Raw genomic sequence first — 14,171 nt, 5'->3', positions numbered from 1 at the left:
TCGGGGTGGCGCCGGTGGTCGGGGCGTGCGCTCGGCCCCGACCACCGGGCCGCGTCAGCGGGGGACGGATTCCCGCGCGCCGCCCCCCGTCACGCGCCCGTGGTCGCCGGGTGCCGCGCCCCGGCCGGGCAGGAAGGCGCCCACCACGCACGCGCCGAGGACGGCGACGGCGGCCGCGCACAGGGAGGTGACGTGCATGGCGTGCAGGAACGCCGTCTGCGCGGGCGCCACGAGCGCCTCGCCCGCCGCGCCGAGCTGCCGGGCGGCGGCCAGGGTCGCCTCGACGGACTCGCCCGCGCCGGCGCGCTCGGCCGCCGGTACGGGGGCGAGGTGCCCCTCGATGCCGTCCCGGTACACCCCGGACAGCAGCGAGCCCAGCACGGCGACGCCGAGGGCCCCGCCGATCTGCCGGAAGGTGTTGTTGACCGCCGAGCCGGACCCGGCCTTCTCACGGGGCAGGGCCTGCATGACGGCCACCGTCACCGGCGGCATCACGTGCGCCATGCCCGCGCCCTGCGCGAACAGGACGAGTTCGACGACCCACACCGGCGTGCCGGTGTCGAAGCCGGTGAACGCGGCCAGGCAGGCGGCGACGAGCAGCAGCCCGGACGCGCACACCGCACGCGCCCCGAAGCGCCGCACCGCCAGCCGGGAGCGCGGGGCGAACAGCAGCTGCGTCACGGCGAGGGGCAGCAGGAGCAGCCCCGCCTCGAGCGGGCTGAAGCCGCGCACGCTCTGCAGGTAGAAGACGGAGACGAAGGTGACGCCCATGAGGGCGAAGAACACGAGGGCGATCCCGCCGACGGCCGCGGAGAAGACCGGCTGCCGGAAGTACGCCATGTCGAGCGCCGGGTGGGCGGTGCGCCGCTCGTGCGCGACGAACGCGGCGAGGACGAGGACGCCGCCCGCGACGGGCAGCACCACCGTCCAGTCGGTCAGGTCGGCCAGCTCACCGCCGCGGATGATGCCGAACACCAGCAGCACCAGGCCGACGATCGACAGCACCACCCCACCGGGATCGGTCCGGCCGGGCGCGGGGTCGCGCGACTCCGGCACCACGGCGACGACGGCGATCAGCGAGACGATCACCACGGGGACGTTGACCAGGAAGATGGAGCCCCACCAGAAGTGCTCCAGGAGCAGTCCGCCGGTGACCGGCCCGACGGCGATGGCCACGCCGACCGCGCCGACCCACACGCCGATGGCCCGCGGCTGTTCGTCCCGTTCGAAGACGTTCATGAGGATGGCGAGCGTGGCCGGCATGACGAAGGCCGCGCCGAAGCCCATCACCGCGCGGTAGGCGACCAGCTCGACGGGCGAGTCGGCGAGGGCGGCCAGCGCCGAGGAGACGCCGAAGACGACGGTGCCGAACAGCAGCGTCCGGCGGCGGCCGAGCCGGTCGCCCACGAGGCCCGCGGTGAACAGCAGTCCGGCGAAGACCAGCGCGTAGGCGTTGATCGCCCACTCCAGCTGGCTCTGCGTGGCACCCAGCCCGGTGGGCGGCGGGCCGGCGATGGTCTTGACGGCGACGTTGAGGATCGAGTTGTCCAGCACGACGAAGAGCAGGCTGAGCATGAGCACCGCGAGGATCACCCAGCGGCGGCGGTGGACGTCCGCCGGGACGGCCGGGTGGAGGGGGCGGGGGTCGCGCGGGGGGCGCGGGGGCCGGTCCATGGATCCACCGTAGGCCGGATACCGATACGTCGCCGTCTCGTATTACTCCCCCCACTTCCCCCGGTGCGGCACGAAGTGCCACCATGGACGTGGTCCGGGGACGCCGTCAGGGCGCCTCGAGATGACGAAGGAGCCGATCCACATGACGCTTCAGCCTGCCCCGAAACCGTCCGGGGACAGCGGCGGGGACGCCGGGGGCAAGCACCCCAAGGCGCTGTACGGCGGCACGGGCACGCGCCGCGTCACCGTCCACGACATCGCCGCCGCCAAGCAGCGCGGCGAGAAGTGGCCCATGCTCACGGCGTACGACGCGATGACCGCGTCCGTCTTCGACGAGGCCGGCATCCCGGTCCTGCTGGTCGGCGACTCGATGGGCAACTGCCACCTGGGCTACGACACCACCGTGCCGGTCACGCTGGACGAGATGGCCATCCTGTCGGCGGCCGTCGTCCGCGGCACGAGGCGCGCGCTCATCGTGGGCGACCTGCCGTTCGGCTCGTACCAGGAGGGTCCGGTACAGGCCCTGCGGTCGGCGACGCGGCTGGTCAAGGAGGCCGGCGTGGGCGCGGTGAAGCTGGAGGGCGGCGAACGGTCGCTGGCGCAGACGGAGACGCTGGTACAGGCCGGCATCCCCGTGATGTCGCACCTGGGCCTGACCCCGCAGTCCGTGAACACCATGGGGTACCGCGTGCAGGGCCGCGCCGACGAGGACGCGCACCGCCTGCTGCGGGACGCCAAGGCCGCCCAGGACGCGGGGGCGTTCGCCGTGGTGCTGGAACTGGTGCCGGCGGAGCTGGCCGCGGAGGTCACCCGGTCGCTGCACGTCCCCACGATCGGCATCGGCGCCGGCGCGGGCACCGACGCGCAGGTGCTGGTCTGGACGGACATGGCCGGACTGACCGGCGGCAAGGTGCCGCGGTTCACCAAGCAGTACGCCGACCTGCGCCGCACGCTGGGCGACGCGGCGCAGGCGTTCGCGGACGACGTCGCCGGCGGGGCGTTCCCCGCCGAGGAGCACAGCTTCCACTAGCGGAACCGTTCCTCCAGGGGGACCGTTCCCCTCCGGCCACCGCGGTACGGACGACAGCCCGCCGACTTCCCCCATCGGCGGGCTGTCGGGCGTCCCGGCCCGTCGCCCCGCCGCCGGCGTCCCGCGGGTGGCCCGTTCGGCGGCCCGCCCCGGTGGCCGGCGGGTGGCCCGCGGGTGGCCTCTCGGCGCCCCGCCGGTGGGTCTGTCGGTGGGCTGCGAGGATCTGTCGGCGGGCTGTCGGCGGGCTGTCGGGGGCCTGTCGGCGCGCCCTGGTCCCCTGGGGGCATGACACGATCCGACACCAACGCCGTCGAGGTACGCGGCCTCGTCAAGCACTACGGCGCGACGAAGGCGCTGGACGGGGTGGACCTCGACGTGCGCGAGGGCACCGTCCTCGGCGTGCTGGGGCCCAACGGCGCCGGCAAGACCACGCTCGTCCGCTGCCTGTCCACCCTGGTCGTCCCCGACGCCGGCACCGCGACCGTCGCCGGCTGCGACGTGCTGCGCCAGCCGCGCGCACTGCGCCGCGCCATCGGGCTGACCGGCCAGTACGCCTCCGTGGACGAGAAGCTCTCCGGCTGGGAGAACCTCTACATGATCGGCCGGCTGCTCGACCTGTCCCGCCGGGACGCCCGGGCGCGCGCCGACGAGATGCTGGAGCGGTTCTCGCTCACCGAAGCGGCCCGCCGGCCCGCCGCGCAGTACTCGGGCGGCATGCGGCGCCGCCTGGACCTGGCCGCCTCCATGATCGGCCGGCCCGCGGTGCTCTACCTGGACGAGCCGACCACCGGCCTCGACCCGCGCACCCGCAACGAGGTGTGGGACGAGGTGCGGCGCATGGTCCAGGAGGGCAGCACCGTGCTGCTCACCACCCAGTACATGGAGGAGGCCGAGCAGCTGGCGAGCGAGCTGACGGTCGTCGACCGCGGCCGGGTGATCGCCCGGGGCGCGGTGGACGAGCTGAAGGCGAAGGTCGGCGGTCGCACCCTCCAGGTCCGGCCCGTCGACCCGGGCGACCTGCCCGCCATGGCACGGGCGCTCGACGAGTCGGGGCTGGCCGGTCCCGCGGGCGCCACGGTCGTCCACGACGAGGGCCGGCTGTACGTGCCCGTCCTCAGCGACGGTCAACTGACCGCCGTGGTCGGGCTGCTGGCCGCGGGCGGCCACGGCATCGCCCACATCGGGACGCACCTGCCCAGCCTGGACGAGGTGTTCCTCGCGATCACCGGCGAACGCGCCACCCCGCAGTCCGACGAGCACCCCCAGGAGGTGGCCGCATGAGCACCGGCACGAACACCGCGACACCGTCACCGTCCCCGACGCCCGCGACGGCCGCGACGCGGGCCGTCCGCGCCCCGGTGCCGCCGCGCCGCCCCGCCCCGGCGCGGCCCACCGGCGAGGGCCGCATCGGGGCACGCGCCCACCTGCGGCACATCGGCGCGCTGACCCGCCGCAACGTCCTGCAGATCAAGCAGAACCCGGAGGCGATGTTCGACGTCCTGCTCATGCCGGTCGTCCTCACGCTGCTGTTCGTGCACGTCTTCGGCGGCGCGATCTCCGGCAAGGGCAACCAGCAGGACTACGTGAACTACCTGATCCCCGGCCTGATGGCGATGATGGGCCTCAACATCGCCATGGGCATGGGCACCGGCATCAACGACGACGTCAAGAAGGGCGTCATGGACCGGTTCCGGACCATGCCGATCGCCCGGTCGTCCGTCCTCGTCGCGAGGATCATCGTGGAGGCGGGCCGGATGGTGGTCGCCACCGCGATCCTGCTCGCCATGGGGTTCGCGCTGGGCTTCGAGGTCGCGACCTCGCCGCTGCACCTGCTGGCGGCGGTGGGCCTGTCGGTGCTCTTCGGCACCTCCCTCATGTGGATCTTCATCCTCCTGGGGCTGAGCCTCCAGACCGCCCAGACGGTCCAGGGAGTGGCCATGCTCGTGCTGATGCCGCTGCAGTTCGGGTCGTCGATCTTCGCGCCGCCGGAGTCGATGCCCGACTGGCTGCGCGCCTTCACCGACTGCAACCCGCTCTCCGCCCTGGCCGACGCGGCGCGCAACCTCGTCAACGGCGGCCCGGTCGCCGGATCGGTGTGGATGACCCTCGGCTGGGCGGCGGCCATCACGCTGGTCACGGCCCCGCTGGCGGTCGCCCGGTTCCGCCGGCACGCGTGAGCGCGTCACGCCCCTTCGAGCAGGGCGGCGGCCTCGTCGAAGCCGAGGCCGCCGCCCTCGGCGTACGCGGCGTCGAAGGCGGCCCCGCCGAGGGCCGCGCGGGCGGCGGCCTCGGCCGCGGCCAGGGCGTCGCGCTCCATCGACGACGCCACGTGGCCCTCCGGCAGCAGACCCGGGTGGGCGCCGAGCAGGACCGCCGCCGTACGGGCGCGGCCGCCGCCCAGGCCCGCCAGCGCCCGCGCGGCCGTGACCAGGTGGCCCGCCGCCATCTGCGGCGCGACCATCATGGACAGCGGTTCGCGGCACCTGCGCAGCGCCCGCGTGGCGAGGTCCAGCGCCTCGGCGTGCCGGCCCTCCAGGGTGTCCAGCCAGGCGAGGCAGCCGAGGGTGAAGCCATCGAAGAGCGAGAGCGTCTGCGTGCCGAACTCCTCGCGCAGGATGCCGAGCAGCTCGCGCGCCTCGGCCGTGCGGCCGGTGCGGCCGAGGTGCACGGAGAGGTGGAGCCGGGCCGCGGGGCCCGCCTCGTGGCCGGCGCCCCGCCCCCTGGCGAGGACGTCCCGCAGGATGGCCTCCGACTCCTCGGCACGGCCCAGTTCGGGGAGGACGCCGGCGTACCGGGTGCGCAGCAGCAGCACCTGGGCCTGGGCCGCGAGCCGTTCGGCGTGGCCGACGGCGGCCTGGTAGTCGGCGGCGGCGCCCGCGTACTCGCCGCGGTTCTCGCGGGCCTCGCCGCGGGCGGCGAGCGCCTCGGCGGCGCCCCAGGAGTCGCCGAGGCGGAGGAAGATCTCCAACGCCTCGTCGGCGTCCCGGCACGCCTCGGCCGCCAGGGAGCTGCGGTTGGCGAGGACGTTGGCGCGCCACTGGAGGGCGTGGGCGAGGTCCCAGTCGTAGCCGAGGGCGCGGGCGGTGTCGACGGTCGAGTCGAGGAGCGCGTGCAGCCGGGAGCCGTCGCCCGAGAGGAGGACGGCGAGGATCCACAGGAAGCCGGGCATCCGGCACCCCTGGGGCAGCCCCGGCCGGTACGCCCGCGCGGCCCGCTCCAGCAGGGCGCGGCCGGTGGTGGCCCAGGCGGCCTGCTCGTGGTCCATGTTGACCATGTGCACGAGCCGGACCTGCCGGCGCGCTTCCGTGAGGAGTTCGCGGCCCATGGGGGGTGGCGCGTCGGTGCAGCGCTCGGCGATCGGCGGGACGGGGGCGACGGGTGGGACGAACGGGTCGGGGCCGAGCGCGGCCGCGGCCTCGGACCACTGCCGGGCGTCGGAGCGCAGGTCGCGCATCTGCCAGTACCAGGCGAGGGACAGCACGAGGCAGAGGCTCTCCTGCTCGTCGCGGGCGGCGACGGCGCGGCGCAGGGCGGCGCGGAGGTTGCCGTACTCGCGCTGGAGCCGGGCCAGGGCGGCACGCTGGCCCGCACCGCGCAGCAACGGATCGGTGGTACGGGCGAGTTCGCGGTAGTGGACGAGGTGGCGGCGCTCGGTGGCGGAGCGCTCGGCGGCCTCGTCGAGGCGCTCGGCGGCGTACTCGGCGACGGTCTCCAGGAGGCGGTAGCGCATCTCGCCGTCGTCGCCCGGCGAGGCGACGACGAGGGACTTGTCGACGAGGGAGCCGAGCAGGTCGAGGGTGTCGGGGGCGGCGCACACCGCCTCGGCGGCGTCGAGGGCACAGCCGCCGGAGAAGACGGCCAGGCGGCGCAGCACGGCGCGCTCGGGTCCGTCCAGCAGGTCCCAGGACCAGTCGACGACGGCCCGCAGCGTCTGCTGGCGGGGCAGGACGGTGCGGCTGCCGCCGGTGAGGAGGCGGAAGCGGTCGTCGAGCCGGTCCGCTATCTGACGGGGCGTCAAGAAGCGGAGGCGGGCGGCGGCCAGTTCGATGGCGAGCGGCAGGCCGTCCAGGCGCCGGCAGATCTCGGCGCACGCCTCGGGGTCGCTCCCGGTGGCGAACCCCGGCCGGGCGGCGGCCCCGCGCTCGCCGAGCAGGCGCAGGGCCACGGGGGCGGGCAGCGGCTCGACCGGGCGCACGACCTCCCCGCCGACGGCGAGGGGCTCGCGGCTGGTGGCGAGCACGGTCAGGCCGGGGCAGCGCTCCAGCAGGTGGTGGGCGAGGCGGGCGGCGGCACCGACCACGTGCTCGCAGTTGTCGAGCAGGAGCAGCAGGCGGCGTGGGCCGCAGTGCTCGGCGAGCCGGACGAGGGGGTCGTTGCCGCGGGGTTCGGCGGCGCGCAGCTCCTCGGCCCCCGCGCCGCGCAGCACCGTCTGCCGCGCGCCGAGCGCGGTCAGCACGGCCTCGGGTACGGCGTCGGGGTCGGCGACCGGGGCCAGTTCGACCACCCACACCCCGTCGGGCCACCGGTCGGCGCCGCGCTCGGCGGCCTCCTGGGACAGCCGGGTCTTGCCGGCTCCGCCGGGCCCGAGCAGCGTCACGAGCCGCGCCCGGTCGAGGTCCCCGAGGATGGCGCCGATGTCCTCGTCCCGCCCGACGAAGCTGGTCAGCCGCGCCCGCAGGTTCCCGGGCGGGGCCCCGGGACCCGGGTCGCGGCGGAGCTCGGCGCCCGGGTCGCGGCGGGGCTCGGGGTGGGTGGCGGGCGCCGCCGCCGGGGGGGACGCGTCCGCGGCCGTCCCCGCGGGGTACGGCACGGCGCCGTACGTTCCCGTGCCGTACGTCCCCGTGCCGGGCGGCCGTTCGGTGGTCGGGTCGGCGGGGGCCGCCCCCGTGGCGCGCGCAGCCTGGCCGTGCGGCGCCGCTCCGGACTGTCCCTCGGCGGACCCGTCGAAGGCGGCCGGCCCCCCCGGGGGCGCCGGCGCGTCCGGGCCGGGCACCGGCCGGGCGGCCCCGTGCCCACCGGGCTCGCCACTCCCGCCGGACGCTCCGGGCAGCGCGCCCGGCCCACCGGGCACGCCGTCCGCCTCGGGCGCACCGCCCGGTCCGGGCACCCCGGCCACACCCGGTGCGGGGGCCGGGGGCGGACCCGGCGCGGGGGCCGGCCCAGGGGCCGGCGGGAGGCCCGGGGCCGGGGCCGGGCCACGGGCCGGGGCCCAAGCCGGGGCCGGGTCCGCGCCCGGGGCCGGAGCCGGGGCCGGGGCCAGCAGTTCCGCGTGGAGGGCGCGCAGCTCCGGGCCCGGGTCGGTGCCCAGGCGGCCGGCCAGGTCACGGCGGACCGCCTCGTACGCGGCGAGGGCCGCGGCCGGGCGGCCCGCGTCGCGCAGTGTGCGGATGTGCAGCGCGTGCAGGGGCTCGTCGAGCGGGGCGGTGGCGCACAGGGCGGTCAGTTCCGGCAGCGCCTCCTCGGCGCGGCCCAGGGCCGCCAGTGCCGTGAGGCGGCTGCGGACGGCGGTGGCGCGCCGGGCGGTCCAGCGCGCGGTCTCCCCCGCCCGGCCGGGCAGGTCCGCCAGGACCGGGTCCCGCCACAGGCCGAGCGCCTCGTCCAGCACGTGCAGCGCCTCGGCCGGGTCGCCGGCGTCCAGGCAGCGGACGCCGTCGGCGACGAGCCGCTCGAACCGGTGCGCGTCCACGTCGTCCGCCGCGGCGTCCAGCCGGTAACCGCCGGACGCCGACACCACCGCGCCGGCGCCGAGGGCCCGGCGCAACCGGCCGACCAGTGCCTGCAGGGCGGCCACGGCGTCGGCGGGCGGCTCGTCACCGTGCCAGACCTCGTCGACGAGCAGCCCGACCGGCACGGCCCGCCCGGGGCGCAGCGCGAGGACGGTGAGCAGCGCGCGCAGCCGTGCCCCGCCGACCGGGACGGGGGTACCGTCCGCGCGGTGGACCTGCGTCGGGCCGAGTACGGAGATCTGCACGGGCCCATTCTGCGCGACGCGGGGTACGGTCGACGCCCCGGCCGAGGAGGGTCCGCATGGCAACCGCCGTCCGGCGCCGCCGCCGTGGCGACCGCGCCGTCAGCCCCGTGTTCCTCGCCGTCGCCGGCGTGACGGCCGCCGCCGGCTGGGCGGTGTGGTCGGGGGCCGGGCCCGCGTCCGGGGGCGTGGGGCGGGGCGTGGCCGTGTTCCTCGCCGTCACCGGCGCCTGGGTGGTCTCCCTCTGCCTCCACGAGTACGCGCACGCCCGGACCGCGCTGCACGCGGGGGACGCGTCGGTCGCGGCCAAGGGCTACCTGACGCTCGACCCGCTGCGGTACGCGCACCCGGTGCTCAGCGTGCTGCTGCCGGTGCTGTTCCTGGTGATGGGCGGCATCGGCCTGCCGGGTGGCGCCGTCTACGTCGAACGTCACCGCATCCCAGGGCGGATCCGGCACAGTCTCGTGTCGGCGGCGGGGCCCCTGGCGAACGTCCTGTTCGCGGCCGTGTGCACCGCGCCGTTCCGGCTGGGCGCCCTCGACGGGGTCCCGGGCGCCTTCCGCGCCGCCCTCGCGTTCGTCGCGCTGCTCCAGGTGACGGCGGCGGCCTTGAACCTCCTGCCGGTGCCGGGCCTGGACGGGTACGGGGTGCTGGAGCCGTGGCTGTCGGAGCGGGCGCGGCGGGCGGTCGAGCCGTTCGCGCCGTACGGGCTGCTCGCGGTGTTCGTGCTGTTGTTCTCGCCGGAGGTGAACCAGGCGTTCTTCGGCCTCGTCCACGGGGTGCTCGGCACGCTCGGCGTGGGCGCGGAGGAGACGTGGTGCGGGCTGGACCTCTACCGCTTCTGGCAGGAGCCGGGCGCGGTCTGCGGGGCCGTGCCGGGGGTCAGCCGGTGACCTGGCGGGAGCGGCGCCAGTAGTACCAGCTCATGTTGGAGGAGACGCCGGCCAGCAGCACCCACACGATGCCGAGCCAGCTGCCCTGGACGAACGAGACCACGGCGGCCGCGGCGGCGAGGACGCACACGACGAGCGTGTAGAGGGCGAGGCGGGGCATGGGGGTCGGCTCCTGTCCGGTGGGGTGAACGGTGCCCGACCAGTGTCCCCCATCCCCGCCGGTGCCCTCCGCGCGGGCGCACGGACGCCACCCGGTACGCGACCGGACGGGCTGCCCGCCGGCCGGCACGCGGCGGGCGGCGGCCCGGCCGGCGGCGCGGACCCACCGGGCGCGGAATCCAGCGGCCGTGTCCCGCGCCGGTCACGAGCCGACGGGCGCGGGCCGGCCGGTGTCGGCCCCACGACGGCGGGGCCCACGACGGCGGGGCCCACGACGGCGGGGCCCACGACGGCGAGGCGCTGCGACGGCGGGGCCCACGACGGCGCGCCCCCGGGGCGGCCGTGTGGGGCGCGGCTCAGGCGCCGGGCGCGCCCGCTCCGTCGACGTCGGTGACGCGCAGCCCCGCGTGGGCCTTGTAGCGGCGGTTGACGGAGATCAGGTTCGCGACGAGCGACTCCACCTGGTGGGCGTTGCGCAGCCGGCCGGCGTAGACGCCCCGCATGCCGGGGATGCGGGCGGCGAGCGCCTGCACGAGGTCGGTGTCGGCGCGCTTGTCGCCGAGCACCATCACGTCGGTGTCGATCTCCTCGATCGTCTCGTCGCGCAGCAGCACCGCCGACAGGTGGTGGAACGCCGCCGTCACGCGCGACTCCGGCAGCAGCTCCGCGGCCTGCTGGGCGGCGCTGCCCTCCGCGGGCGTGAGGGCGTAGGCGCCCTGCTTGTCGAAGCCGAGCGGGTTGACGCAGTCGACGACGAGCTTGCCGCGCAGCTCCTCGCGCAGCTCGCGCAGGGTCACCGCGTGGCCGTCCCACGGCACCGCGACGATCACGACGTCGCTGCGGCGGGCGCACTCGGCGTTGTCGGCGCCCTCGACGCCGAGGCCGAGCGCGGCGGCGGCCTCACGGGCGCGGTCGGCGGCGCGCGAGCCGAGGATCACCTTCTGCCCGGCGCGGGCCAGCCGGTAGGCGAGGCCGCGGCCCTGGTCGCCGGTGCCGCCGAGGACGCCGACGACGAGGCCCGACACGTCGGGCAGCTCCCAGGGGTCGCGGGCCTTCTTGGTCTCCGTCTCAGTCATGGAGGTGACACTACGTGCCACCGCGCCCGTACGGGTGACAGGTCCGCGGTGGCCGCGCGCCGGGCCGCCCGCCGGGGCAGGATGCGGCGCCATGGATGCCGTACGGGTCGCCCTGCTCCGCGAAGTGCTGGCCGGGACCGCGTGGCCGGCCGCGGCGCGCGGGTTCGCCGGGGCGCTGCGGTCGTCGGTCGTGCCGCAGGGCGGCGGGCTGCTGCTGGTGGGCACGGCCGCGTACGAGCCGTGGCACCTGGCCGCGCACCTGGTGGACGAGGCGATGTGGTCGGGACGCCCGGAGCTGGCGCCCACCCTCGTGCGGCACCGGGTGAGCCCGGCCGATCCGGCGCACCTGTCGGTCGGGCCGGGGCGGCTGGAGGTGGCGGGCCGGGGGGCGACGCTGCTGCTCGTGGCGCCGGACCGGCCGGACGACGGCCTGCTGGAGCGGGTCCACGACGCGCGGCGGGCGGGCGCGACCGTGCTGTCCCTGGACGGCGGGGTCCCGGAGGTGCAGGGCCTGGCGCACGAGTGCCTCACGGTCGACCCGGAGCGCTCGGGCGGAGTGGACCTGGACACGGTGCAGCACCTGGTGAGCGCGGCGGCCGGCGAGAACGGCCTGCCCGCGCCCCGCGGCCGGCGCACCCGGTTCCGCGACCGGCTCTCCCGCCTCGCCGACCACCTGACGTCCCCGCCGCCCGAGCGCTGGTGAAAACGGCTTGCCGGGGGCGGCGACCGGGGCCCAGCATGGCGCCCCGTGACCTCGAAGCTGTCCGCCGTGCTGCCCGACCTGTCGCCGTGGCGCTCCTCCCGGGACTTCCGCCTCCTGTGGGTGCAGGGCCTCGTCGCGTACTTCGGCAGCTTCACCGCGATGGTCGCGCTGCCGTTGCAGATCAAGGACCTCACGGACTCGCCGCTGGCGGTCGGCGCGATGGGCGCGGTCGAGCTGGTGCCGCTGGTGGTGTGCGGTCTGTACGGGGGCGCGCTGGCGGACGCGGTGGACCGGCGCCGGGTGATCCTGGCGACCGAGGCGGTCCTCGGCCTGCTGGCCCTGGTGCTGCTCCTCAACGCGCTCGCGCCCCGGCCGATGCTGTGGCCGCTGTACGTGGTCGCGGCGGGCGTCTCCGCCATGGCCGGGCTGCAGCGGCCCGCGCTGGACTCGCTCATCGCGAGGATCGTGCCGCACGCCCAGCTCCCCGCGTCCGCCGCGCTCAACGCGCTGCGCTGGCAGCTCGGTGCCATCGCCGGCCCGGCCCTCGCCGGGCTCGTCGTGGCCTACGCGGGTCACGGGGCGGCGTACGCCACGACCGTGTGCTGCTTCGCCGTCTCGGTGCTGCTGTGCCTGCGCCTGTCGCCCGCCCCGCCCGCGCGGGGCTCGGCGAAGCCGTCCCTGCGGGGGATCGCCGAGGGGGCGCGGTACGCCTGGTCGCGGCCGGTGCTGCTCGGCACGTACGCCGTCGACCTGGCCGCGATGCTGCTCGCCTTCCCGCACACGCTGTTCCCGTTCCTCGCGGACGAGCTGGACGCGGAATGGTCGCTGGGGCTGATGTACGCGGCGGGGTCGGTGGGGTCGGTGCTGCTCAGCCTGACGAGCGGCTGGACGTCCCGGGTGCGGCGGCACGGGCTGATGGTGGTGGTGGGCGCCGCCGGGTGGGGGCTGGCCGTGGCCGCCGCGGGGTGGCTGGAGAACGTGTGGCTGGTCCTGCTGGCGCTGGCGTTCGCGGGCGCGGGCGACATGCTGAGCGGTCTGGGCCGGTCGACGATCTGGAACCAGACGATCCCGGACGAGCTGCGGGGGCGGCTGGCGGGCATCGAGGTGCTGTCGTACAGCGTGGGCCCGCAGCTGGGCCAGGTCCGAGCGGGGGCGATGGCCGGGTGGACCGGGACGCGGCCCGCCGTCTGGGGCGGCGGCGTGGCGTGCGTGGCGGCGGTGGCGCTGCTGGCGGCGGCGCTGCCGAAGCTCGTCACGTACGACGCGGCGACCGACGAGGACGCCCGCCGCCGCCGCGAAGCCGCCGCGTAGTGGGCCCGTCGCCCCCGCCGGGCGGACCGGAGGTCCCGCCGACGGGCGGCTGACGGACGGGCCGCGGCGGACGGACACGCCGCGGTGGACGGCCGCACCGCGGCGGACGGACGGGCCTCCGTGCGGCGGCGCACCGGACGGTCAGCCCTCCCGGTCCGGGGCGGACGCCCCCGTACCGCCGTCGTGCCAGCGGGGGTCGTTCTCCCACTGGAGGTTGCGCTCACGGGCGGTCTCCATCGCGTGGTCCGCCTCCTGCCGGCTCGGGTACGGACCGAACCGGTCCTTCGCCGGGCAGTCGGGACCCTCCTCGACCTTGCCGTGCTGGAGGCAGTAGTACCACTCGCCCGGCTTGCCCGCCGTGCGTTTCTTGAACAGGGCCATGTCCCGCTCCTTCCTCTGTCGCCATGGTGCCCCCGCGGGCCCTGGTTAGACTCGCTGGCATGTCTGGCCAGTCGCTGCTCGTCCCAGGGGAGCTCTCCCCCACCCGTTCCGTCCCCGGATCCATCCGCCGCCCCGAGTACGTCGGGAAGCCCGCGCCGGCGCCGTACGACGGCCCCGAGGTCCAGGACTCCGACACCATCGAGCGGATGCGCCTCGCCGGCTCCCTCGCCGCGCGCGCGATGGAGGAGGCCGCGAAGCACATCGCGCCGGGCGTCACCACCGACGAGCTCGACCGCGTCGCGCACGAGTACATGTGCGACCACGGCGCCTACCCGTCGACCCTCGGCTACCGGGGCTTCCCCAAGTCCCTGTGCGCCTCGGTCAACGAGGTCATCTGCCACGGCATCCCCGACTCCACGGTCCTGCGCGACGGCGACATCGTGAACCTCGACGTCACCGCGTACATCCACGGCGTCCACGGCGACAACAACGCCACCTACCTCTGCGGGGACGTCGACGAGGAGTCGCGGCTGCTCGTCGAGCGGACCCGCGAGGCGCTGAACCGCGCGATCAAGGCGGTCCGGCCGGGCCGGCAGATCAACGTCATCGGCCGGGTCATCGAGTCGTACGCCAAGCGCTTCGGCTATGGCGTCGTGCGGGACTTCACCGGGCACGGCATCAGCACCTCGTTCCACTCCGGCCTCATCGTCCCGCACTACGACTCGCCGCACGCGACGACCGTGATGCAGCCGGGCATGACCTTCACGATCGAGCCGATGCTCACCCTCGGCACCCACGAGTACGACATGTGGGACGACGGCTGGACCGTCGTGACGAAGGACCGCAAGCGGACCGCCCAGTTCGAGCACACGCTCGTGGTGACGGACACCGGGGCCGACATCCTCACGTTGCCCTGACGCCGGAGAGGGGTACCGTTTTACCGACAGGACGTCGGAAAGCGTTGACTTAGGTAAGC

12 protein-coding genes are annotated in these 14,171 nt (G+C 76.2%); 7 read left to right on the top strand and 5 right to left on the bottom strand.

Features of this window, described 5'->3' with window-relative positions:
- Positions 1–54: 54 nt before the first annotated feature.
- On the bottom strand, positions 55–1,674 hold the full coding sequence (locus tag ACF053_RS08520; protein ID WP_391953146.1) for a DHA2 family efflux MFS transporter permease subunit: 1,620 nt from the start codon (positions 1,672–1,674) through the stop codon (positions 55–57).
- Between the two features lie 142 nt (positions 1,675–1,816).
- Between ACF053_RS08520 and panB the strand changes: the two genes are divergently transcribed.
- From panB to ACF053_RS08505, 3 genes are all read left to right on the top strand, one after another.
- A complete protein-coding gene (gene panB, locus ACF053_RS08515; protein ID WP_391953145.1) occupies positions 1,817–2,704 on the top strand; it encodes a 3-methyl-2-oxobutanoate hydroxymethyltransferase in 888 nt (295 codons plus the stop codon).
- Positions 2,705–2,989: 285 nt separating this feature from the next.
- The gene (locus tag ACF053_RS08510; RefSeq protein ID WP_391953144.1) at positions 2,990–3,985 is read left to right on the top strand and encodes an ATP-binding cassette domain-containing protein; all 996 of its coding nucleotides are present in this window, start codon (positions 2,990–2,992) and stop codon (positions 3,983–3,985) included.
- Entirely contained in the window at positions 3,982–4,881 is a 900-nt protein-coding gene (locus ACF053_RS08505; RefSeq protein WP_391953143.1) for an ABC transporter permease, read from the top strand. The genes ACF053_RS08510 and ACF053_RS08505 overlap by 4 nt, the downstream gene beginning before the upstream one ends.
- A 5-nt stretch (positions 4,882–4,886) precedes the next feature.
- On the opposite strand, the gene ACF053_RS08500 is transcribed toward ACF053_RS08505, so the two are convergent.
- Positions 4,887–8,675, bottom strand: a complete 3,789-nt coding sequence (locus ACF053_RS08500) for an AfsR/SARP family transcriptional regulator (RefSeq protein ID WP_391953142.1) — start codon at positions 8,673–8,675, stop codon at positions 4,887–4,889.
- A 56-nt stretch (positions 8,676–8,731) separates the two neighbouring features.
- On the opposite strand from ACF053_RS08500, the gene ACF053_RS08495 reads away from it, so the two are divergent.
- Positions 8,732–9,565 (top strand): site-2 protease family protein, encoded by an 834-nt coding sequence (locus tag ACF053_RS08495; RefSeq protein ID WP_391953141.1) that lies wholly within the window; start codon positions 8,732–8,734, stop codon positions 9,563–9,565.
- Here ACF053_RS08495 and ACF053_RS08490 read toward each other — a convergent pair.
- Entirely contained in the window at positions 9,555–9,725 is a 171-nt protein-coding gene (locus ACF053_RS08490; protein ID WP_198549400.1) for a hypothetical protein, read from the bottom strand. The two genes, ACF053_RS08495 and ACF053_RS08490, sit on opposite strands and share 11 nt — an antisense overlap.
- Positions 9,726–10,080: 355 nt before the next feature.
- Complete coding sequence (npdG, locus tag ACF053_RS08485) at positions 10,081–10,800, bottom strand: NADPH-dependent F420 reductase (RefSeq protein ID WP_391953140.1); 720 nt, start codon at positions 10,798–10,800, stop codon at positions 10,081–10,083.
- A 91-nt stretch (positions 10,801–10,891) separates the two neighbouring features.
- Here npdG and ACF053_RS08480 point away from each other — a divergent pair, with 91 nt between their 5' ends.
- A complete protein-coding gene (locus tag ACF053_RS08480) occupies positions 10,892–11,503 on the top strand; it encodes a hypothetical protein (protein WP_391953139.1) in 612 nt (203 codons plus the stop codon).
- 45 nt (positions 11,504–11,548) lie between these two features.
- On the top strand, positions 11,549–12,814 hold the full coding sequence (locus tag ACF053_RS08475) for an MFS transporter (RefSeq protein WP_391953138.1): 1,266 nt from the start codon (positions 11,549–11,551) through the stop codon (positions 12,812–12,814).
- Between the two features lie 141 nt (positions 12,815–12,955).
- Here ACF053_RS08475 and ACF053_RS08470 read toward each other — a convergent pair whose 3' ends face one another.
- Positions 12,956–13,195: a hypothetical protein gene (locus tag ACF053_RS08470; RefSeq protein ID WP_391953137.1), complete on the bottom strand. Its 240-nt coding sequence runs from the start codon at positions 13,193–13,195 to the stop codon at positions 12,956–12,958.
- A 59-nt stretch (positions 13,196–13,254) separates the two neighbouring features.
- Between ACF053_RS08470 and map the strand changes: the two genes are divergently transcribed.
- The gene (map, locus tag ACF053_RS08465; RefSeq protein WP_391953136.1) at positions 13,255–14,112 is read left to right on the top strand and encodes a type I methionyl aminopeptidase; all 858 of its coding nucleotides are present in this window, start codon (positions 13,255–13,257) and stop codon (positions 14,110–14,112) included.
- The last annotated feature ends 59 nt before the right edge of the window (positions 14,113–14,171 follow it).

Source organism: Streptomyces kanasensis (assembly GCF_043077165.1).
Classification (GTDB): domain Bacteria; phylum Actinomycetota; class Actinomycetes; order Streptomycetales; family Streptomycetaceae; genus Streptomyces; species Streptomyces changanensis.
The sequence above is the reverse complement of the archived record's forward strand: the minus strand, read 5'-3'. Positions and strand labels throughout refer to the sequence as shown.

What these genes read in the sequence shown, in the direction of transcription:
- npdG (WP_391953140.1), bottom strand. Translation starts at nt 10,800, where the DNA reads ATGACTGAGACGGAGACCAAGAAGGCCCGCGACCCCTGGGAGCTGCCC.
- ACF053_RS08495 (WP_391953141.1), top strand. Translation starts at nt 8,732, where the DNA reads ATGGCAACCGCCGTCCGGCGCCGCCGCCGTGGCGACCGCGCCGTCAGC.
- ACF053_RS08520 (WP_391953146.1), bottom strand. Translation starts at nt 1,674, where the DNA reads ATGGACCGGCCCCCGCGCCCCCCGCGCGACCCCCGCCCCCTCCACCCG.
- ACF053_RS08470 (WP_391953137.1), bottom strand. Translation starts at nt 13,195, where the DNA reads ATGGCCCTGTTCAAGAAACGCACGGCGGGCAAGCCGGGCGAGTGGTAC.
- ACF053_RS08480 (WP_391953139.1), top strand. Translation starts at nt 10,892, where the DNA reads ATGGATGCCGTACGGGTCGCCCTGCTCCGCGAAGTGCTGGCCGGGACC.
- ACF053_RS08490 (WP_198549400.1), bottom strand. Translation starts at nt 9,725, where the DNA reads ATGCCCCGCCTCGCCCTCTACACGCTCGTCGTGTGCGTCCTCGCCGCC.
- ACF053_RS08510 (WP_391953144.1), top strand. Translation starts at nt 2,990, where the DNA reads ATGACACGATCCGACACCAACGCCGTCGAGGTACGCGGCCTCGTCAAG.
- ACF053_RS08505 (WP_391953143.1), top strand. Translation starts at nt 3,982, where the DNA reads ATGAGCACCGGCACGAACACCGCGACACCGTCACCGTCCCCGACGCCC.
- map (WP_391953136.1), top strand. Translation starts at nt 13,255, where the DNA reads ATGTCTGGCCAGTCGCTGCTCGTCCCAGGGGAGCTCTCCCCCACCCGT.
- panB (WP_391953145.1), top strand. Translation starts at nt 1,817, where the DNA reads ATGACGCTTCAGCCTGCCCCGAAACCGTCCGGGGACAGCGGCGGGGAC.